The 20633-nt window shown below is 71.0% G+C and carries 19 protein-coding genes and 2 tRNA genes; 14 read left to right on the forward strand and 7 right to left on the reverse strand.

Going from position 1 to position 20633, the window contains the following annotated elements; genetic code table 11:
• Positions 1 to 132: 132 nt before the first annotated feature.
• Positions 133 to 702: a GNAT family N-acetyltransferase gene (locus tag OG432_RS16205; protein WP_328311638.1), complete on the reverse strand. Its 570-nt coding sequence runs from the start codon at positions 700 to 702 to the stop codon at positions 133 to 135.
• Complete coding sequence (locus OG432_RS16210; protein WP_328311639.1) at positions 699 to 1472, reverse strand: GntR family transcriptional regulator; 774 nt, start codon at positions 1470 to 1472, stop codon at positions 699 to 701. Before OG432_RS16210 ends, OG432_RS16205 begins: the two co-directional genes overlap by 4 nt.
• Positions 1473 to 1941: 469 nt before the next feature.
• Here OG432_RS16210 and OG432_RS16215 point away from each other — a divergent pair, with 469 nt between their 5' ends.
• From OG432_RS16215 to OG432_RS16250, 8 genes are all read left to right on the forward strand, one after another.
• Positions 1942 to 2211 (forward strand): DUF6284 family protein, encoded by a 270-nt coding sequence (locus OG432_RS16215; protein WP_328311640.1) that lies wholly within the window; start codon positions 1942 to 1944, stop codon positions 2209 to 2211.
• A complete protein-coding gene (locus OG432_RS16220; RefSeq protein ID WP_328311641.1) occupies positions 2208 to 2651 on the forward strand; it encodes a Pycsar system effector family protein in 444 nt (147 codons plus the stop codon). Before OG432_RS16215 ends, OG432_RS16220 begins: the two co-directional genes overlap by 4 nt.
• Positions 2648 to 3505, forward strand: a complete 858-nt coding sequence (locus OG432_RS16225) for a DUF2637 domain-containing protein (RefSeq protein WP_328311642.1) — start codon at positions 2648 to 2650, stop codon at positions 3503 to 3505. The genes OG432_RS16220 and OG432_RS16225 overlap by 4 nt, the downstream gene beginning before the upstream one ends.
• The gene (locus tag OG432_RS16230; RefSeq protein ID WP_328311643.1) at positions 3505 to 3846 is read left to right on the forward strand and encodes an RRQRL motif-containing zinc-binding protein; all 342 of its coding nucleotides are present in this window, start codon (positions 3505 to 3507) and stop codon (positions 3844 to 3846) included. Before OG432_RS16225 ends, OG432_RS16230 begins: the two co-directional genes overlap by 1 nt.
• On the forward strand, positions 3846 to 4163 hold the full coding sequence (locus tag OG432_RS16235; protein ID WP_328311644.1) for a hypothetical protein: 318 nt from the start codon (positions 3846 to 3848) through the stop codon (positions 4161 to 4163). The genes OG432_RS16230 and OG432_RS16235 overlap by 1 nt, the downstream gene beginning before the upstream one ends.
• 67 nt (positions 4164 to 4230) lie before the next feature.
• Positions 4231 to 6348 (forward strand): FtsK/SpoIIIE domain-containing protein, encoded by a 2118-nt coding sequence (locus OG432_RS16240; protein ID WP_328311645.1) that lies wholly within the window; start codon positions 4231 to 4233, stop codon positions 6346 to 6348.
• A gap of 205 nt (positions 6349 to 6553) precedes the next feature.
• Positions 6554 to 7009 (forward strand): hypothetical protein, encoded by a 456-nt coding sequence (locus tag OG432_RS16245; RefSeq protein ID WP_328311646.1) that lies wholly within the window; start codon positions 6554 to 6556, stop codon positions 7007 to 7009.
• Between the two features lie 85 nt (positions 7010 to 7094).
• Positions 7095 to 8012, forward strand: coding sequence for a bifunctional DNA primase/polymerase (locus tag OG432_RS16250; protein WP_328311647.1), 918 nt, complete (start codon positions 7095 to 7097; stop codon positions 8010 to 8012).
• A gap of 148 nt (positions 8013 to 8160) precedes the next feature.
• Here OG432_RS16250 and OG432_RS16255 read toward each other — a convergent pair whose 3' ends face one another.
• A complete protein-coding gene (locus OG432_RS16255; protein WP_328311648.1) occupies positions 8161 to 8295 on the reverse strand; it encodes a hypothetical protein in 135 nt (44 codons plus the stop codon).
• A 66-nt stretch (positions 8296 to 8361) separates the two neighbouring features.
• On the opposite strand from OG432_RS16255, the gene OG432_RS16260 reads away from it, so the two are divergent.
• The 3 genes from OG432_RS16260 (at position 8362) to OG432_RS16270 (ending at position 11184) form a co-directional block, all read left to right on the forward strand.
• On the forward strand, positions 8362 to 9525 hold the full coding sequence (locus tag OG432_RS16260) for a DUF3631 domain-containing protein (protein ID WP_328311649.1): 1164 nt from the start codon (positions 8362 to 8364) through the stop codon (positions 9523 to 9525).
• A 178-nt stretch (positions 9526 to 9703) separates the two neighbouring features.
• Complete coding sequence (locus tag OG432_RS16265) at positions 9704 to 9901, forward strand: helix-turn-helix domain-containing protein (protein ID WP_328311650.1); 198 nt, start codon at positions 9704 to 9706, stop codon at positions 9899 to 9901.
• Complete coding sequence (locus OG432_RS16270; RefSeq protein ID WP_328311651.1) at positions 9901 to 11184, forward strand: tyrosine-type recombinase/integrase; 1284 nt, start codon at positions 9901 to 9903, stop codon at positions 11182 to 11184. Before OG432_RS16265 ends, OG432_RS16270 begins: the two co-directional genes overlap by 1 nt.
• An 80-nt stretch (positions 11185 to 11264) precedes the next feature.
• On the opposite strand, the gene OG432_RS16275 is transcribed toward OG432_RS16270, so the two are convergent.
• Positions 11265 to 11337, reverse strand: a tRNA-Arg gene (locus OG432_RS16275).
• A gap of 242 nt (positions 11338 to 11579) precedes the next feature.
• Positions 11580 to 11673, reverse strand: a tRNA-Ser gene (locus OG432_RS16280).
• 241 nt (positions 11674 to 11914) lie between these two features.
• Here OG432_RS16280 and OG432_RS16285 point away from each other — a divergent pair.
• The 3 genes from OG432_RS16285 (at position 11915) to OG432_RS16295 (ending at position 18101) form a co-directional block, all read left to right on the forward strand.
• Complete coding sequence (locus OG432_RS16285) at positions 11915 to 12352, forward strand: SSI family serine proteinase inhibitor (protein WP_328311652.1); 438 nt, start codon at positions 11915 to 11917, stop codon at positions 12350 to 12352.
• A gap of 161 nt (positions 12353 to 12513) precedes the next feature.
• On the forward strand, positions 12514 to 17391 hold the full coding sequence (locus OG432_RS16290; RefSeq protein ID WP_328311653.1) for a PAS domain-containing protein: 4878 nt from the start codon (positions 12514 to 12516) through the stop codon (positions 17389 to 17391).
• Between the two features lie 125 nt (positions 17392 to 17516).
• Positions 17517 to 18101: an antibiotic biosynthesis monooxygenase gene (locus OG432_RS16295; RefSeq protein ID WP_328311654.1), complete on the forward strand. Its 585-nt coding sequence runs from the start codon at positions 17517 to 17519 to the stop codon at positions 18099 to 18101.
• A gap of 30 nt (positions 18102 to 18131) precedes the next feature.
• On the opposite strand, the gene OG432_RS16300 is transcribed toward OG432_RS16295, so the two are convergent.
• Both OG432_RS16300 and OG432_RS16305 read right to left on the reverse strand, forming a co-directional pair.
• Positions 18132 to 19787: a long-chain fatty acid--CoA ligase gene (locus tag OG432_RS16300; protein ID WP_328311655.1), complete on the reverse strand. Its 1656-nt coding sequence runs from the start codon at positions 19785 to 19787 to the stop codon at positions 18132 to 18134.
• Positions 19788 to 19986: 199 nt separating this feature from the next.
• Positions 19987 to 20532: a SigE family RNA polymerase sigma factor gene (locus OG432_RS16305; RefSeq protein ID WP_328311656.1), complete on the reverse strand. Its 546-nt coding sequence runs from the start codon at positions 20530 to 20532 to the stop codon at positions 19987 to 19989.
• Positions 20533 to 20633: the final 101 nt, after the last annotated feature.

The raw sequence follows: 20633 nt of genomic DNA on the forward strand, positions 1-20633 counted from the left end.
CCGTAGGCGCGTGCGCCCCCGTCGAGAGCCAGTTGCACGCCGGGCGGAGACCGGGTTGAGAGGCTTGCTCAAGCCATGCCGTATTCGTGGATGTCTCCCGGTGTACGCCCACGTTGATGTCAGCCGTTGATGTCACACAGCGATAATTGGTGTCGGCGCCAAAGTCGCGTCGTCCAGCCCGTGACCTGCGTCGACTCGTGCTGGCCGCTGTGCAAGCCACCCCGAGACGCGCGGCCCGCCATTCACCGCCCCGCCCTCCGTGACCGTGCGAACGTGCTCGAATCCGTGGTTGAGGTAGTAGCGCTGGAGCGGCTCGTTCGTGGTCCAGGCATCCAAGCGGAGCCATGCGGCGCCGGACCGGTACGCCCGGTCACCTGCCCAGTCGAGCAAACGCCCGCCGAGATCCTGTCCGGCATGCGTCCGTGCCACCGTCAGTTTGTTCACGAACATCGACGGCTCGGATAGTTCCGCGTCCGACCAGAGGCCGTCTTCCGCATCCGGGGTCAGCGTTATGGTCGCGGCCGTGGCTTCCCCGTCGCGAACCATGAAGACCACACCGGCCTCGATCGTGGCAAGCAATCGGTCCGCCGGGTACGGGCGGCGCCACTGGTCTGTGCCTAGCTCACCGAGCCAAGCCGCCGCCTCCTCTCGGAAGGCGAGCAGCTTGGGCAGATCGGCCGGCACGGCGTTGGCGATTCTCACTGAGGCTCGTTCTCACTCCGGGCGGACAGGTCGCCGATCTCGTAGTTCATCCGGTTCAGGTCGCCCCGGAAGGTCGTGACAGTGCACCGGATCGGACGTTCATTGGAGTACCCAGTGCGTGTCCACAGAAGCACCGGGACCCCCGCGCCGATCTCCAGAAGACGAGCCTCTTCGGGCGTCGGCATACGAGCGGCGATTTCGTCGAAGTAGCCGATCTGCTCGACTCCCAGACTCGCCAGGTAGCGCGTCGTGCCCTCCGCGATGTCCCCGGGGTCGGTCAGTCGCGGCCCCTGCTCGACGAGCCACTCCGGGTAATGGGTGGCCTGTGTCGACCACGGAACGTCATCTACGAACCGGTGGCAGAACCTCAGTACGGCCGTGGAACCCTCCTCAACCTTCAAGCGCTCAGCCACGTATCCCGGGGCGGGAGTCAGCTCGACTCGGAAGGTTTGGTGCGGTCGGCGCCCCGCGTTCGTGACGTCCGTGCTGTACGCGTCGCCGTTCTGCGGGAACTCCAGGTTCTCGAAGCGTGAGGCGTTCAGCTCGAACACCTCGTGCTTGGCGACCTCGTATCCAAGTCCCTGGCTGGACGAGATGAGCCCCTGCGTCACAAGGAGACTCAGACCGTTGCGGACGGTGTTGCGAGACGCGTCGAAGCGGGCGGAAAGCTCGCTCTCTGAGGGCAGCCGTGATCCCGGCGGGTACGTGCCGTTGTCGATCTCTCGGCGGAGTGCATCGGCCACCTGCCGGTACTTCGGCTGCTTGTTCATGCCCTCATCATGACGCACTCGCGCAACTTGTTGGTACATGTAGGCCTCAATCCCTTGACGACTCACTGTCCGTGGGTGCAGCATCACTGCATCAGCTTGTACCAACAAGCTGAGCAAGCGGTTCAATTCCTTCGAGTTGCTCCGGTTGCGCTGAACTTGCATGGCCAGGGGCCCGGGACAGAGCGGGCCGAGGTTTCCCGGCGCCTTGTCAGCCGGAGGGCTTGAGACCGAAAGGTCACGTCCCCATACGCCTTCAACGGGAGCTCCGCTCCCAAAGGGGACTCGTACAGCTCAGCTATTCGCCGCTTCTGCGGCGGCCGGTTGCCTCCTCTGCCCGTCCGGCCCGTGGGGTCGTACGGACGGGGTTGAGGGGAGCCGGATTGACCGACTTCAACGGCGCGCGGCCCCGGTGCGGGAACACCGGGGCCGCTGTTCGAGCCGCACCCACCTACTAGGGAGACCACGACTCATGAAGAACATCGCTGCACTTCAGACGGCCGTTACCGGCACCCTGCCGGACATCGAGCCGACGCCAGCCGAACTGGACGCCATCGACATCGAGATGCCGCTGATCCTGGCGCGCGTCGAGCTGCTGGACGCACAGATCATCACGCTCGACCGCACCCCGAACGAGCTGGACGCGCGCCGTGTCCGCCGGGCCCGGCGCAACGTCCTCAGGGCCCGTCGGGCGCTCACCAATCAGTCGGCCGCCCTGGGGACGTCGGGGGTGGGCGCGTGAATGCCAACGACTCCCTCAACTCCGCCCACGCCGAGGTGAAGGCGGAGATCTCCCGGACCGACACCAAGGTCAGTCTGCTGCTGGCGTTCGTCGGCGCACTGCTGGCCGGCGCGGGGTCGGTAGCTAAGGACATGGCGCCCGGCGTGAGTGTCTGCGTCGTGGGCGGTCTCGGCATGGCGGCGCTGATCGTGGCGGCCGGGCTGCTGCTGCGGTCGGCCCGCCCGAACCTGCGGGGCCGTCACGGCTTCCCCCTGTGGGCGACCCTGACGGCCGCCGAGATCACCAACGCCGTGGCGACGGACCGGGCAGCTGACATCGCGGGTCTGTCCCGGATCGCGGTAGCCAAGTTCACCGCCCTGCGCCGCGCGGTCGACCTCACGATGGTCGGCGGCGGTCTGCTGGTCGCCGCGCTCCTTCTGCATGTCGGTGGTGCGGCATGAACCGCAAGCCCAAGACCCTGCTGGTGGTCGCGCTGGTGGCCGTGGTCGGCATGGCGTTCCGGGTGTCGTGGAACGCGTTGCGGGACGTGGCCCGAGCGATCGGCGCCGACCACACCGCAGCCACGCTGTACCCGTTCGTCGTCGACGGGCTGATGGCGCTTGCACTGGTCGCCACGCTCGTGCTGACCGCTGAGGCCCGGCGGTTCGCGCTGCGGGTGCTGGGCACCTACACCGCCGCCTCCCTCGTCCTCAACTACGTCCACGGTCTGGTTCCGGCGCTGCACGGCGCGTCGGTCGACTGGGGACGGCTTGCCGACTGGGACCCCGCGAACTGGGCGCTCGTGCTGCTCGCGACATCGCTTCCGGTCGGCTCGATCTACTTCGGGTCCGATCTGGTCGCCAAGGTCCTCCACCACCAACCGGACCCGATCACGAATGCGGAGAAAATGACCGAGAGCGTGAACAATCGGTCGATGGCTGACCAGGGCGAACCCTCCCCGATCCCGGTCGCCGTGAACCCGGTGCCGATCCCCCGGGCGGTCCAGGTCGGGTTCCTGAAGTCCACCGTGGCGCTCAAGCCGCTCCCCGCGATCGAGCCCGTACCGGTCCGCCCCGTGTCGACGGTGGCGGCCGACTCGACACGGCCCCGCCGGGCGACCGGTCGGGTCCCCGACAGTGCTCGGTCGGCTCGACCCAAGCGCACCCCGGACGAACTCTTGGCGCAGGCGCGGGCCGCATCGGTGGACTGGCCCGACGCCTATCTGACGGCCGACCGGATCCGTAAGACGGTTCACACGTCGGCGGAGAAGGCGCGGGGGCTGCGGGACACGCTGCTCGCTGAGCGGGCCGCGTGATGGCCACGCTTCCGGTCTACCGGTGGCGTCTGGCCCCGGATGGCTTCGCCACGCGTCGCCAGCTCCGGGCACGGGGCTTGCGGCCCGGTGGTCAGGACGTGGCCGCGCAGCTCGAACGGCCCCGGCGACGGCGGGGTCCACTGGTCGCCTACCTGTACCGCGTCGAACTCGCCAAGCCGGTGCGCCCGATGACGCCGGCGCGGTGGGCGGCGCTGGCCAAAGCGAACACCGCCCGCCGCTGGTGCCCTTCCTGCCGCCGGGACGCCGGATACGTCATGCCGCTCTCGCTCGGCACCTGCGTGCCCTGCGATTCCCGTTCCACCTCTCCTAGGAGTGCGTGATGGGCAAGCCCGACACCCGGCGTCTCGACCGGGAGATCCAGAACAACGAACGCAAGCTGGAAGCGGTCCAGAACCGCGAGCTGTGGCCGCTCAACGGCCGGGAGCGCCGGGCCGTGCTCGGCGGGGTCGTGTCGACCGCGCGGGGCATGCACCGGGGCACCGGCACCGCTCACGGAGACCGCCGCATCGACACCGCATGGCAGAGCGCAGAAACCCGGCTGGTCGCGGAGATCGCTGCGCTGCGGACCGAACGACAGCGCGTCGTCACCGACGCCGCCCGCGCCAAGGCCGCCAAGAAGTCCTCCGGCTGGTGGTGAACAGCGTGCCCGCCCGCCTCTCCTCTCCCCTTCACCTCGAACACGGGACAGTCAGGAGTCAACTCCCATGGATTCCAACGTAGTTCGCCTCACCAAAAGCACCACTCCCGCCCCGCAGGGCGCCTCTGGGGCATCGGTCGCTGCTGTAGCAGCGCCGGGCGCTGAAAAGCCGTCTGTGCCCCTGTGGGTGCGCTCCGGGCGGGCCGTGCACGGCATCGTCGCCCACGAACACACCCGCACCGCCGCCCGGTTGACGGTCCGCCACGGCATGTACGTGGTCGGCGGCACCCGCATCGTCGCCAAGCGCACGTGGGAGGGCCGCACCGCCACCCGCTACGAACGCATGCTCCGTGCCGCCGAAGCCGCCGGGAACTACGAGGTCGCAGCCGAGTGGGAAGAGCGCGGCCAGCGCTTCCGCGACGCCCGCCACCGCCGCCGCATGGACCTCCTCCACTCACCACTCGACGCCGCCAAAGGCGTAGCCGTGAGCGCCGGCATGGGCGTCGGGTCGCTCGTCGCGCTCGGGGTCGTCATGGCGATCGCGACCAAGGACGTCACGCAGGTCGTCACGCCGCTCATGGCGACGGTGGAGTTCATCAACCTCCTGATCACGGTGGCGACGGTGGTGTGGGGTCCGGCCGTCACGATGGGCCCGTTCCTCGCGCTGCTCGCCCTGTGGGGCGTCGGCCGCCACCAGCAAGCCGCCCCCAACTGGGCACTCCCCGCAGCGGTCCGCAACGGTGAGGGCGAGCCGATCACCCCGTCCATCGTCGTCAAGGCCCTGCGCGACCTCGGCGTGCCCGCACTGGGGCGGGCCATCAAGGAGATGGGCGACGCCGGCGCGGCGATGCTCGGACCGATCCGGATCGCCGGATGCGGCGTGGAAGTCGACGTGACCTTGCCTTCTGGGGTGTCGACGAACGAGGTGCAGAACCGTCGGCGCAAGCTTGCCGAGAACCTGTCCCGGCATGAGCACGAAGTGTTCATCACCATCCCGCAAGCCGCCCGCACCGTCCGCCTGTGGGTGGCCGACTCCGGGGCGCTGGATGAGCCGATCGGCCCGTCCCCTCTGGTCACGGACGAGACGATGACCGCCGACTACGGCAAGGGTCGCGCCCCCTGGGGCCAGGACCTGCGCGGGGATGCGGCGGCCATCAGCCTCTACCAGCGCCACCTGTTGATCACGGGCCTGTCGAACCAGGGCAAGACCGTGGCGCTGCGGTCGCTGGCTCTGTGGCTGGCGCTGGACAAGTCGGTGCAGTTCCTGATGGGTGACCTCAAGGGCGTGGGCGACTGGGCCATGTTCGACGGGCTGGCGAAGACGCTGATTCAGGGCCCGACGGACGATCACGTCATCCAGGTCACGGAGATGGTTGAGGGTGCGGTGGATGAGATGAACCGCCGCATCCAGGCACCGCAGGGGACCGCGTTCCCGCCGCTCATCGTGCTCGTAGATGAGGCGCAGGTGGCGTTCATGTGCCCGGCCAAGGACGACGAGAAGCGCCCCTACGGCGGCTCGAAAGCCAACTCCCGCTACTTCATGGCCGTCCGCAAGATCCACAACCAGGGTCGGGCCGTGAACGTCCTGATGTGGCAGGGCACCCAGGACCCGACCAACGAGAACCTGCCCAAGCTCGTGCGCGAAGGCGCCCACACCCGAGCATCGCTCGCGCTCGGCACCGAGTCCCAGGCCCGCATGGCGCTGGGGGACAAGGCCGTTGACGGCGGCGCCGCCCCGAACCTGCTCCGCCCGGGGCTGGACCGGGGAACGCTGGTCGTCGCGTCCGACGGCATCGCCATTCCCGCGGGACAGGCCTCCATCACGGTCCGCACGCACTACGTCGACGACGACGCGGCCAAGGCCATCACCGAGCGGGCCAAGGCCCTGCGCGACGGCGTCACCACCCTGACCGTCATCGAGAAGGGCGAGCAGCGTGACCCGCTCGCCGACATCGCCTCTGTGGTCGGCACCGCAGAGCGGGTCCGCACGAAGGATGTCCTTGCCCGGCTCGCGTCGCTCAACGCCGGCGCCTACGGCAAGTGGTCCTTCCTCGACCTCAAGCGCGTCCTGGACGGCACCGGGGCCGAGCCCTACAAGTCTGATGGCGTGATGGTCGTCGGCCGCGACCGCGTCTCCCGGGCACTCGCCAACCGCGACGCAGACGGTTCCGCTTCCGCCGCGTAGATCAGGGAGCGAACCCCCGGCGGGTCAGGGAGGCAGGGAGAACTCCCTAACCCCCTCCCTGACCCGCCTCCCTGGCTCCCACCTGCGCAAATGATCTGCCAGGGAGTCAGGGAGGCCCGCAGGTCAGCACCCCCGAAACCCCCTCTACAGCGCACCCGGCAGGGGGTGCCTCCGCCTCCCTGCCTCACTCCGGAAGGGATTCCGCATGTTCCCCGAACACCCCCGGCACGTCCCCGCTGAACGGGCCGTCGAAGTCCACCACCCCACCCCGATACCGCCCATCCCGGCGCCGCTCGTACCGATGCAACCGAGCACCGTGCCGACCGTGGCGAGCATCGTCCTGCCCAACGGCCAGATCGTCACCGGCTACGCCATCGAGCCCGCCAAGCCCGAACCGCTCGCCGCCAAACCGGCCGTGTCCCGCACCGCCGTGAACGTCGCACTCGGCGGCATCGGCTTCGCCGCTGTGTGCGGCGGGCTACTCGTCCTAACGACGTTCATCGCCGCCATGGCCGCCCTGATCCACCAGCTCATCATTCTCGCCGCCGTGATCTTCGGTGGCTGGATCGCCGTACAGGTCCTCGGACCCCGCCCCGGGGACGGCGGCACCGTCGTCAACATCCGCAAAGCGATCTTCAAGCGCAACCACTTCCACGGCTAGCTACGCCAAGGGCGGCCCCCGTCTCGCCAAAGTCCGGGGCCGCCCTTGCCTGCCAGCACTCATCACAGAACTGGAGACACCCAGCATGACCCAACACGACCCCGACGTGAAGCGAGCCTTACTCGATACGGCTCTCACGGCTGCCGAATGCGGCTGGCACGTCTTCCCGCTGCGTCCCGGCACCAAGCGCCCGGCCCTGCACGGCGAAGCCTCATGCTCCGCCACGGGCCCGTGCGCCAGCGGGCACCGCAAGTGGGAGCAGCGCGCCACCACCGACCTCGACCGCATCCGAGCGACGTGGGAGCGGACACCGTTCAACATCGGTATCGCCACCGGCCCTTCCGGGCTGGTCGTCGTCGACCTGGACGTGCCCAAGCAGAACGACAACAGCAATGCGGACACGCCTTGCGGCGTGACGACCTTTAAGGCGCTCTGCGAGCGCACCGGCCACGCCGTCCCCGACACCTACCGGGTGCGGACTGCGAGCGGCGGACAGCACCTCTACTTCACCGCACCGACAGGTGTCCGGTTAGCCAACACGGCGGGCTCACTGGCCCCGTTGGTCGACACACGGGCATGGGGCGGGTACGTCGTCGCCCCGGGCAGCATCACGCCGACCGGCGCTTACGAGACGGCGAGCGATACGCCGGTAGCTCCCCTGCCCGCATGGCTGGTGCGGCTACTCCAACCGGCGCCCGCGCGCCCGGCCAGGCCGTTGCGGCTGCCCGCAGTGAGTGGGAGCCGTGCGGCGCGGGCCGCGCTGGCTGCGGAGTGCGCCGTGGTCACCGCGTCGCCGGACAAGCAGCGCAACATCACGCTCAACCGGTGCGCGTTCAAGGTGGGGCGGTTCGTCGCGTGGGGCGACATCCCCCGGCACGTGGTGGAAGAGGCCTTCCAAGCGGCGGGGGAGGCGCGGGGACTCACCGCTGCGGAGTGCCGCTCCACCATCGCGAGCGCCCTCAACAGCTCCCTGCGCAAAGCCCGTTCCCGGGATGCGGCATGAGCCCGCGACTGCCTTCCGCCTTGGAAGGCCAACCCGCCGCCACCGGCCCGCACGCCGCCGAATCCGCCCCGCCCCGGCCGGTCGTGGGCGCCCCGAAAGGCGTCGCCCGAAGGGCGTCCGCTTCATCGGTTCGCTGTGGCCGGCACAACTACGACGACGGCCGCCGCCCCGTGGCCTGGCTCCACATCTGCGCGCCGCGTGGCGCCGTGCCCACGGCGACCTCGAAGTGCTTGTGCGGCCGGGACCGCAGCGCCGTTGGCCACCGCCGGGTGCTCGCGCTCATCGACGACCACACCGCCCACCTTGACCGCTGCCCGCTCTGCGCTCCCCGGGAAGGCAGGACCGCCGCATGACCACCACCCCGCCCCCGCCGTCCATCGACGGCGCCGCACTCCTCGATGACGTCGAAGCGTTCCACCGCCGCTTCAACATCTTCCCCAGTGAAGCCGCCTACGTCGCCGTCGCGTTGTGGGACGCACACGCCCACCTGCTCGACTGCTTCGACTCCACCCCGCGTCTGGCGTTCCTGTCCCCGGAGCCGGGATCAGGCAAGTCGCGGGCGCTGGAAATCGTGGAAACCCTCGTGCCACGCCCCATGGTCGCGGTGAACGCGTCCGCCGCCGCGCTCTTCCGCGCGGTGTCCGGTGCCGAGGGTCGGCCCACGATCCTGTTCGACGAGATCGACACCGTCTTCGGTCCAAAGGCCGGGGACAACGAGGAACTGCGCGGGTTCCTCAACGCCGGACACCGCCGCACCGGGGTCACCTACCGGTGCGTGGGCGACAGCCAGACCGTCACCCCGTTCCCGTCCTACGCCGCCGTCGCGGTCGCAGGTCTCGGCTCCCTGCCCGACACGATCCTGACCCGCGCCGTCATCATCCGTATGCGCCGCCGGGCCCGCAACGAGAAGGTGGAACCCTTCCGCGCCCGCCTGCACGAGAAGGAAGGCCACGCCCTGCGGGACCGCCTTGCCGAGTGGGCTGAGCAGGCACGCGGCTGGGTCATGGGCGCGTGGCCCGAGATGCCCGAAGGGGTCAGCGACCGGCCCGCCGACGTGTGGGAAGGACTCCTGTCCATCGCGGACGCGGCCGGGGGCGACTGGCCCAAGCGCGCCCGCCAAGCCTGCCTGACGCTCGTGGAAGCCTCCCGCGCCAACGACAAAGGCAGTCTCGGCATCCGCCTCCTGACCGACCTACGCGACCACGTCCTGATCGGCATCGACCGCCTGCCCACCGTCGCCATCCTGGACCGGCTCAACGCACTTGATGACGCCCCGTGGGCCGACCTCAACGGCCGGCCGCTCGACAACCGGCGCCTGTCCAAGATGCTCAGCGACTACGTGACCGCCGACGGCGACCCCATCGCCTCCCGCAACATCCGCACGAGCGGCGGAATCCTCAAGGGATTCTTCGCCGAAGACCTCACCGACGCGTGGGCCCGCTACTGCCCGTCTCCCACGTCCGCTACAAGCGCTACGCCGCTACATCCCAGCTCAGAGCCCCTGCCCCTGTAGCGGCAAACCCAGATGTAGCGGCTACGGCCCCCACCCCCCGAAACGGCCGTAGCCGCTACATCCCACCCCTCCGCTACAAAAATTATGCCGCTGACCTGCGATGTAGCGGCGTAGCGGATGTAGCGGACCCCAGAGAAGGGGCCCGACCCCTCCCCCTCGCAGACACGAGGAGACACCCGTGAGCACCGCGCTGCCTGCCTCACACGACGTCGTCACCGTCCCCGAGGCGATGACGGCCCTGCGGCTGAGCCGCAGCAAGATCTACGACCTCATCCGTTCGGGAGTGCTGCGCAGCTACACCGAAGGCCGTGCACGCCGCATCCCGACAGAGGCACTTCAGACCTACATCCACAACAAGCTTGAGGAGGCTGCCTGATGGCCAAGCGCCGCGCCAACGGTGAAGGAACGATCACCAAGCGGAAGGACGGTCGCTATCACGCGGCGGCCTACGTCTACCGCCCGGACGGCACCCGGGTCCGGAAGTTCGTCTACGGCAAGAACCGCGACGAAGTTGCGGGCAAGCTCACCGAGATCCAGGAGAAGACTCGGCAGGGCATCCCGGCCGCCACGTCCGCCATGGCGTTCGGGGACTACTTGACGTACTGGCTGGCGGCCGTGGCGCCGGCACGGCTGAAGCCCGCAACCCTCAACAGCTACGAAGGGCTGACCCGCCTCTACATTCGTCCCGCGCTCGGCAAGAAGAAGCTGAACCGCCTCTCCCCCGCCGATGTGCAGCTGTTCCTGCTGGAGTTCAAGTCCGGCTGTCTGTGCTGCCTGCGGGGCGTCGACGCCGGACGCCCCGAGGGTGAGCGAACTTGCTGCGCGGTCCGGCAGTGCTGCAAGCGGCGGCCGTCTGCCCGCACGGTCCAGTACACGCACGCCGTATTGCGCTCTGCGCTCCAACAGGCGGTCCGGGAGGAGCTGATCGCGCGCAACGTCGCCCGGATCGTCGAAACGCCCAGCGTCGAACGCCAGGAGGTACACCCCTTGGACGCAGGAGAAGCCCGTCTGCTCCTCAAGACCACCCGGCCGCACCGCCTGTACGCCCTGTGGCTACTGCTGATCAGTACGGGGCTGCGACGCGGTGAGGCGCTGGCCCTCACGTGGTCGGACATCGACCTTGAGAACGGACAGCTCCGCGTCCGGCGGAACCTTCAGCGGATCAAGCGGGAGCTGCTGTTCGGCACGCCCAAGACCGCACGGTCCATCCGTACGGTCTCCCTGCCCAAGCACTGTGTGGCTGCTTTGCGTGCCCATGCAGAACAGCAGACGCGGGAGCGAGCGGTGGCCGGCGAGAAGTGGAAGCCCCCGGCAGAGCAGCCCAACGGCCTGGTGTTCACCACGGCCACCGGCCGGGCCACGGACCCCCGCAGCCTGAACCGGATGCTCACGATCCTGTGCCGGGACGCCAAGGTGCGGCGGGTGCGGGTGCACGATCTTCGGCACACGTGCGCGTCGCTGCTCCTGGCTCAGGGGGTCGACGCGCGCACGATCATGGAGACGCTCGGTCACAGCACCATCACCATGACGCTGGATACCTACGCTCACGTGATGCAGACGACCTTGCGCGCGGCTGCTGACCGTATGGACGACGCGTTGGGTCTGGCCGAAGAGAAAGAGGCGGACGGGGATGAAACGGAGCCCGACGCCGCAGCCTGAGTCCGCCCGACGGGGACGTTGATGTCACCCGTTGATGTCAAAGGCCCCCTGGACGATGTCCAGGGGGCCTTTGACCTGTGTGCACTCGGCAGGATTCGAACCTGCAACCTTCTGATCCGTAGTCAGATGCTCTATCCGTTAAGCTACGAGTGCTTGTGCTTCCGGGGTTTTTTCTGCCCCGTCGGCGTTGCGAGAACAACATTACATGACCTGCGCCGTGACGCGAAATCCATTCCCCTCACCGCCTCTGACCTGCGCAAATGCCTCTGTGTGAGCAGACGCGTCGGGTGCGGTTCCCCCGGACGGGTGCGTGGGGCGGGGCGAAAACCGGCCGGGGTGGGCGGGGCCCGGAACGGCCGAAGCCCCGGCCGTGGGGCCGGGGCTTCGGGTGGTGCTGGCGGAGGCGGAGGGATTTGAACCCTCGATGGGCTTTAAGACCCAAACCGCATTAGCAGTGCGGCGCCATAGACCGGACTAGGCGACGCCTCCAGCACACCGTCGCTCGCGCGAGTGGTGCGTGCAGATGATGACACAGCCTTGCGGGCCGTCACCAATCGGATCCCACGGTACTAGGCAGATGGGCACCAGAGCAAAGGCGTTCGCCGCGCGCCGCAACGCCCGGCGCCGACGCGCGTTAGACCCCGGGAGACCCACGGGGGCGGGCCCGCGGAACCGGGGCCGGGGACCCGATCGCTGAACGCCCGTCCACACGCCTGGAGATACGAGACCCATGCTGCGCCGCCTCGCCCTCACCGCCGCCGCCTCGCTCACCGCGCTGGCCGCCGCCCCCGCCGCCTCCGCCGGCCCCCTGCCCGTTCCGCTGCCTCTGCTCGGCGGCGGACAGACCGAGGACCGCCTCACCGTCACCATCACGGACAACCCCGGCACTGAAGGGACGTACACCCTCGAATGCCACCCGGCGGGCGGCACCCATCCGCGTGCCCAGCAGGCCTGCGACAAGCTGGACTCGGTCACGACCTGGGGGAAGGACACGTTCGCACCGGTGCCCGCGGGCCAGATGTGCACGTTCGTCTACGGCGGTCCCGCCACCGCCCACATCACCGGCACCTGGGCCGGGAGGCCCGTCGACGCCACGTACAACCGTTCCAATGGGTGCGAGATCTCGCGGTGGGACAAGTTGGTTCCGGTGCTGCCGAGCGCCAGGTAGAAGACCCCGTACGCCCCCCGGCGCCCGCCGCGCGTACGCCGTAGTCACACAACCTTGGTGAGAGCTCCCCCTCATCCGCCGTCGCTCCCCCACCCTCAGCCTTTAGACTCCCTTCCAGTGACAGGCCGCAAGGTGCAGTGGTTCAGGGAGGAAGCGTCGTCGTGAGCAGCAGGCCATCCCGAGGCGCTGCTCGCCTCGCAGCCATACTTGACGCCCTTCCGGACGGGCTCCTCCTCGTCAACTGCAACGGCACGGTCGTCAACGCCAACACCGTCGCGCTGGAAATGCTGGAGGCGCCGGGCACGGGCCTGGTGGGGCGGGGAGTTCTCGATCTGCTGCCCTCCTTCGACTCGCGCCTCATCCCCGGCTCCATGCGCCGGCCCGAGAGCGAGGACGACCAGGGCCGCACCAAGCCGACCCGGATGGCCGCGCGCCGCACCGACGGCACCGAGTTCCCCGTCGAGGTGACCAGCGCCAACCTGGAGGACGGGCGGGACGCGTACGCCTCCTACGGAAGCGGCGGCGGCCCCGGCTCGTACTCGGGCGACGAACTCCTCATGCTGGTCGTACGGGACCTTTCCGGCACGGTCGACACCGAGGCGGAGCTGGCCCGTTCGCAGCGCCAGACCGAGATGATCCTGCGCGCGGCGGCCGAGGGCGTGGTCGGCACCGACACCGACGGCCGGGTCGTGCTGGTCAATCCGGCGGCCGCGCAGATCCTCGGCTACCGCGCCAGCGACCTCGGCGGCAAGGAACTCCACCCCCTGGTGCTGCACTCGCGCGAGGACGGCGAACCGTTCCCGTACGAGGGCAGCCCGCTCGCCGACACCCTCAAGTCCGGGCGCAAGCACCGCGTGCGCGGGCAGGTCATCTGGACGAAGTCCGGCGCGAAGGTGCCGGTCGACCTGACGACCGCGCCGGTGCGCGACGGCGATCTGCTCGTCGGCGCCGTGATGACGTTCACCGACCGCCGCCCCTACGAGGAGCAGGCCGCCAAGCACGCCGAAGTCCTCGAACGCGAGACCAAGCGCTACGACGCGCTCGCCGCCCGGCACCAGCAGCTGCTCTCCGTGCTCGGCGGTTCGCTGCGCGGACCGATCGACGAGCTGCGCCAGGAACTCGCGGCCCTCGCCGCCGACGACGCGGGCCAGTTGTGGCCCGAGGCCAACCAGGTCCTGCACCACCTCGCCGCCGGCTACTCCCGCATCACCACGCTCGTCGACAACGTCCTCGGGTACCAGCGGCTCGACGCGGGCGGCGAGGAGCTCAAGAAGACCACGGTGCTCGTCGATTCGGTCGTCGGCGCGGGTGTCGACGGCGCCGTCGAACTCATCGGGCCCGGCCGCGCCCAGTTCGCCGTGCACACCCCGCCGATCGAGGCCGAGGTGGACGCCCCGCGGCTTTCCACCGCTCTCGCCCACCTCATCGCGGACGTGGCGGGCGTCGACGCCACCGGCAAGGCGCCGATCGCCGCCGGCGGCTACATGGACTCCACCGTCGTCGTCGCGGCGGCCGTGCGCGGCGAGGTCGTACGCATCGAGGTACGCGGCCCCTACGCGGGCGGCGACCCGGTCCACGGGCCCATCGTGCGCGGCATCGTGCGGGCACACGGCGGCGTCCTGCAGACCGTGGACGTGCCGGGCATGAGCGGCTCCGCGTACGTACTCGAAGTCCCGCTCGGCGCCGGCCGGGGGACCGTCGAGGCGCCCGTGGCCCCGCAGCCCGACGAGGCGCTGCTGCCCGCGCAGCAGGACGGCGGCGGCCGCAGGCGTGGCCGCCGGGCCTCCATGGACGCGTTCCTGGAGAGCCCGGTCGCCGAGGAGAAGTCCCCGACCGGGCGCCGCCGGGCGCGTGCCGAGTCCGGTGCGGGCGCCGGTACCGGTGCCGGGGAGGGCGACGGCGGCCCGGACGGTGACCGAGCCCGGATTCCGGCCCAGCAGAACACCGGTGACGGCGAAAGCGGCGGAACTCCGGGGAGCGGGGGCGCAATCGCGGGAAGCGGGGGCGGCGCCGACGCTCCCGCTGTCGGCGGCGCCGCGTCCGGTTCCGGGCGGCGCCGCGGCCGGCCAAGCCCCGCCGAACAGGCCACCGGGCAGGGGCCTGGGCAGGCGCTTGGGCAGGGGCCTGGGCAGGCCGTGGGGCGTGCCTCCGAGGGGTCCGTGGTCACGGGTGCGGAGAGCGCCCGCGAGTCCTCCGGCATGGGCAGGGCCGCGCTGGGCGAGACGGTGCCGCCGCAGGGCGTGCCGACCGAGGCCACCGGCCGCCGTGCCCGCCGCGCGCTGCCCGCGCCGGGCGGCGGCGACGACGCGGCTTCCGCCTCCGCTCCCGGCGACGGCGTGGTCGAGCCGACCGGGCGACGGGCCAGGCGCGCCCTCGGTTCCGCCCCGTCCGGCGCGGCCGCGGGAAGCTCCGCGTCGGGTCAGGAGGGCGGCTCGGTGCGGACGGCGTTCGCGCTGCCGCCCGCCGACGCCGACCGCGCCCCGCACCCGGGACAGCACATCGGTCCGCACGCAGGTCCATACGAGGGTCCGCAGGCAGGCCCGTACGCAGGCCCGCACGCAGGCCGGCCCATGGATGCGGTCGACCGTCGCGGGGCGGGGTCCGTGGGTACGGAACCCATGAGTGCCGAACCCATGGGGGCTGGACCCATGGGAGCTGGACCCATGGGGGCTGGATCTGCAGGGGCTGGACCTGCGGGCGCTCGGGCCATGGGGACGGGGCGCGTGGGCCCGGGGTCGGAGGAGGCCCGACAGCCGCGCACCGGCGCTGGCGATGCGGGCACTGTGGGCGCCGGCACTGTGGGCGCCGGCACTGTGGGGGCCCGGCCTACGGGCGTCGGAACCACGGGGGCTGACCCGATGGTCACGGGACCTGTTGACATCGAGCCCATGAGTGTCGGCCCAACGGGCCCCGGTCCCATGGGAGTTGAACCCACCGGTACAGCGCGGCCCATGGGCGCTCAGCCCACCGGCCCCGTGTCGATGGGCAAGGCGCCCGCCGACTCCACCCCGGGCAACCCTCCGCACCCGTCCGCCGCGCCCAACCCCGTCGGCCGTACCCCCGTCGGCTCAGGCCCCTCGGGCGCCGGGCCGGTGGGCGCCAACCCCATGGGCGCCGGCCGCCCGGCGGGGCCGGGCCCGATGGGGACCGGCCCCGACACGGCGGGGACTGACTCGACGGGGGCCGGCCCCGCCGGAGCGAACCCCGGTTCCGCACCCACACGTTCCGCATCCGTTTCCGCATCCGCAGGTCCGGCGCCCGCCGCCCCCGCCTCCACGGGTCCCGCCCCTGCGGGTTCCTCGCACACAGGTGGCGCCCACACGGGCGGCGCGCCCATAGTCGCCCCCGCACCTGCGGGTTCGCCATCCATGGGCGCCGGCTACATGGGTCCCGACCCTGTGGGCGCCAACGCCACCGCCAACGCCACCGGGTCCCTCCCCACGGGTGCCAACCCCATGGGTGCCAACCCCACGGGTGCCAACCCCATGGGCCCCCTGCCCATGGGCCCGGCCCCCACCGCAACCGGCCCCGTAGCCACCAACCCCACCGCTACCGGCCCCACGGTGCCCGGCCCCGCCGCCGGCCCGGACGGACATGTCCCGGGGCGTGGCAACCGGGCCCGCAATGCGCCGGGGCACCAGAACTCCGCCCCCAGCGACCCCCTGGCCGAGCACACCCCGCCCCAGCCGCATCCGGCGGAGCAGCCCGCCTGGGCGGCCCGCGCGGTTCCGGCGCCGGGTGCGACCGGTCCCGTACCGCCGTCGGTGCCGCCGGTGCCGGGGCAGGCGCAAGCTCAGCAGCCCGGTCAGGCCCAGGGCGGGCAGAGCGCGCCCGGCCCCGCGCGGCCCGTCCGGCAGCCGCTTCCCGCAGAGACCCCGCCGGGCGGGATCCCGGTCGTCTCCGGGGACACCCAGGGCCGCGCTTTCAGCGTGCGCGCGCTCGGGCAGGGCACGCCCTTCGGCCAGGCGCAGTCCCAGAACCACACCCAGAGCCACCCCCAGGCTCAGGCTCGGACCCCGGGGCAGCCCCCGACGCAGGCGGCCCCCGGCACCCAGGCCGGGCAGCCCACCCAGGCCGGGCAGCCCAGCGGGCGGCGCCGCAAACTCGGCACGCCTCCCGAGGGCGTGGAGCGCCCGGCCGAAGCCTCCGCCCGGCCGCACCCCGTGCTCCCCTCCCCGCCGTCGGAGGGCCAGGGCCGCGCGTATGCCATCGGGGCGCCGGACGAGGGCGCCGAGGGGCCCGAGCCGCTCGACGGTCCCGGCGGCGCCGTCGAGGTGGCCAACCGGCCGCAGCCTCAGCCCGTGGACGACGAGCTGCCCCCCGAGCCGCTCGACAATCCGCGTCGGCTGCTCGTCTGGCCCGCGCCCGACGTATCCACCCAGCAGGCGCTGAGCGAGCGCGGCTACCGGCCCGTCGTGGTGCACTCCCGCGAGGAGGTCGACGCGCAGATCGCCGCGTTCCCGGCGGCCCTGTTCGTCGACCCGCTGACCGGCCCGATCACCCGTACCGCGCTCCAGTCGTTGCGCCAGGCGGCGGTCGCCGCGGAGGTTCCCGTGCTGGTCACGGCGGGGCTCGGGCAGGCCACGCGGGAGGCGGCGTACGGAGCCGACCCTGCCGTTCTGCTCAAGGCCCTCGCGCCGCGCGACAGCGAGCAGCACCCGTCGCGGGTGCTGCTCATCGAGGAGCACGAGGAGATCGCGCTCGCGCTCACCGCGACCCTGGAGCGGCGCGGTATGCAGGTCGCGCGCGCCGCCATCGACTCCGAGGCGGTCACGCTGGCCGCCCAGATGCGGCCGAATCTCGTCGTGATGGACCTCATGCAGGTACGCCGCCGGCGGGCCGGAATCGTCGACTGGCTGCGCGCCAACGGCCAGTTGAACCACACCCCGCTGGTCGTCTACACCTCGGCCGGCATCAACCAGGCGGAGCTCCCGAAACTGTCGTCCGGTGAGACCGTCCTGTTCCTGGCCGAACGCTCCACCACCGGCGAGGTACAGGGCCGCATCGTGGACCTTCTGGCGAAGATCGGCACCAACTAGCACGAACCGGGTGGAGTCGAAGGCGGCGAGCGGGCCCTCGGCAGCGGCGGGCGCCTCGCGTCGCGCGGACGTGTGCGTAGGCTGGCCGCGGCGCGCGACACCGTACGAACCACGAGGAGAGACCCGTGGCCCCCACGCGCTCCGCCATGCGCCAGGAACACACCACCGTCCCCGCCGACAACGGCGAGGTCACCCTGCTCATCGCCCGCCAGGTCGAGGAGGGGTACGAGGAAGCGTTCGAGCAGTGGGCGAGCGAGATCCTCGCCGCGGCGAGGCGCTTCTCCGGGCACCTCGGTCACGGGCTCTTCCGGCCCGCCTCCCCCGGCGCGCCCTGGTTCCTCGTCCACCGCTTCCGGGATTCGGCCGCGCTCGATCGCTGGCAGGGTTCGAAGGAGCGGGCCCTGTTCTTCTCCAACTGCACCGGCCACCACCACACCGAGATAGCCCGGCGCGAGCTGACCGGCATGGAAACCTGGTTCGCCAAGCCCGGGGCGACGCGGCCCGCGCCGCCCCGCTGGAAGATGGCGATCAGTTCGGGTCTCGCCATCTTCCCGATCTCCCTGCTGGGCAACGCGGTGCTCGGCCCCTACCTCACCGGGCTGCCGCTGGTGCCGCGCACGGCCGTCTTCACCGTGCTGTTCAGCGTGCTCATGACCTACGCCGCCATGCCCGCCACCAGCCGCCTGCTACGCCGCTGGCTGCGCGGCTAGCGGCACAGTCAGCGGCACAGCGCCCCGGGCCTAGCCCAGCTCCGTCACGTCCAGCTCCCCGTCCGCGTACTGCCGGCGGATCACCTTCTTGTCGAACTTGCCCACGCTCGTCTTCGGCACCGCCTCCACCAGCGCCCAGCGCTCCGGGAGCTGCCACTTGGCGATCCTCCCCGCGAGGAACTCCTTCAGGGCGGTGTAGTCGGCGGTGGCGCCGGGCTTCAACACGACCGTGGCGAGCGGGCGTTCGCCCCACTTCGCGTCCGGGACGGCGACGACCGCCGCCTCGGCGACGTCGGGGTGCGCCATCAGCGCGTTCTCCAGTTCCTGGCTGGAGATCCATTCGCCGCCCGACTTGATGACGTCCTTCGCTCGGTCGGTGAGGCTGAGGTAGCCGTCGGGGCTGATCACGCCGACGTCACCGGTGCGCAGCCAGCCGTCCGGGCTGAACTTGTCGGCCGGGCGGAAGTCCTCGCCGCCCACGCCGCCGAAGTACGCGCCCGCGATCCAGGGGCCGCGCACCTCCAGCTCGCCCGCCGACTCCCCGTCCCAGGGCAGGAACTCGCCGCCCGGCCCGGTGAGCCGCGCCTCGACCCCGGCGGGGAAGCGGCCCTGCGTGATGCGGTACGGCCATTCCTCCTCGGCGCTCAGCCCGGCCGGCGGGTTGGACATGGTGCCGAGCGGCGACGTCTCCGTCATGCCCCAGGCATGGCAGAGCCGCACGCCGATCTTGTCGTACGCCTCCATCAGCGCGGGCGGGCAGGCGGAGCCGCCGATCGTGACGCTCCGCATCGAGCTGAGGTCGCGGGGGCGGGCGGTGACCTCGGCGATCAGGCCCTGCCAGATGGTGGGGACGGCCGCCGCGTACGTCGGCTTCTCGCGTTCGATCATGTCGGCGAGCGGAGCCGGCTGGAGGAAACGGTCGGGCATGAGCATGCTCACCCCGGACATGAACGTGGCATGCGGCAGACCCCAGGCGTTCACATGGAACTGCGGCACCACTACCAGCGTCGTGTCCTTGTCGGTGAGGCCCATCGACTCCGACATGTTGACCTGCATGGAGTGCAGGTAGATCGAACGGTGGGAGTAGACGACGCCCTTGGGGTCGCCGGTGGTGCCGGAGGTGTAACACATGGCGGCGGCGCTGCGCTCGTCCAGCTCCGGCCAGTCGTACGTCGCGGGACGCCCGGCGAGCAGTTCCTCGTACTCGTGCACCTGCGGGCCGCTCCCGTCGATGTCGTCGAGCAGCGAGCGGTCGCCGGGCCCGGACACGACGAGGTGTTCCAGGGTCGGCAGGTGGGGGAGGAGCGGGACGAGCAGCGGCAGCACCGAACCGTTGACGATCACCACGCGGTCGGCGGCGTGGTTGACGATCCAGATCAACTGCTCGGCGGGGAGACGCAGGTTGAGGGTGTGCAGCACGGCGCCCATGGAGGGGATCGCGAAATACGCCTCGACGTGCTCCGCGTTGTTCCACATCAAGGTGCCGACCGCCTGGCCGTCCTCGACCCCGAGCTCGCGCAGGGCGTGGGCCAGCCGAGCGGCACGGGCGCCGATCTCGGCGAAGCTGCGGCGGTGCGGTTCGGCCTCGCCGGTCCACGTGGTGACCTGGGACTTGCCGTGAATCGTCGACCCGTGGGTCAGGATCCGCGAGATCAGCAGCGGTACGTCCTGCATGGTGCTCAGCACGGCGTCCTCCCGGTGAGCGCTACGGGTGCGCTCTGTGGCGATAGGGTCTGCCGAATTCTGCTCACGTACCGCGCGGTATGTCACTACCCGGGAGTAGTTTCGCCTGCGGTTCCGCGAAGTTACCTGCGGATACTCCTCCGGGGTGCGCCGTCCAGGTGCGCTGCCCGGGACCCGTCCGCCACCCGGCCGTCACCGCGCGTCAGCGTATGGGGTCGAGCTCCGGATCCTCGCGGAGCTTGCCGAGCGCGCGCGACACCGCGCTCTTGACCGTACCCACGGACACGCCCAGCACTTCGGCGGTCTGCGCCTCGCTCAGGTCCTCGTAGTACCTCAGGACGACCATGGCCCGCTGGCGGTCGGGCAGCTTCATGACCGCCCGCCACATGGCGTCGTGCAACACCTGCTGGTCGGCCGGGTCGGGACCAGGCACGACCTCCGGCTCGGGCAGCTCCTCGCAGGCGAACTCGTCCACCTTGCGCTTGCGCCACTGCGACGTACGGGTGTTGAGGAGCGCCCGGCGCACATAACCGTCGAGCGCCCGATGGTCCTCGATGCGGTCCCAGGCGACGTACGTCTTGGTCAGCGCCGTCTGCAACAGGTCCTCGGCATCGCTCGCGTTCGCGGTCAGCGAGCGCGCGGTGCGCAGCAGCACGGGGCCCCTGGCGCGGACGTACGACGAGAAGGACGTGTACGCGGGATAGGGCGTCGCCGCTCGGGAGGCGGTGGTGCAGACGGGCGTTGTCATGACTCCACGCTATGAGCGCGAAGGCCCCGCGGGATCGGCCCCAGGTCCCGAAGCCGTGTCCGCCTCAGGTTGTAGGGGTGGGGGTGGCTGCACCTCCTGTA

This window comes from Streptomyces sp. NBC_00442, assembly GCF_036014195.1.
Lineage (GTDB): Bacteria > Actinomycetota > Actinomycetes > Streptomycetales > Streptomycetaceae > Streptomyces.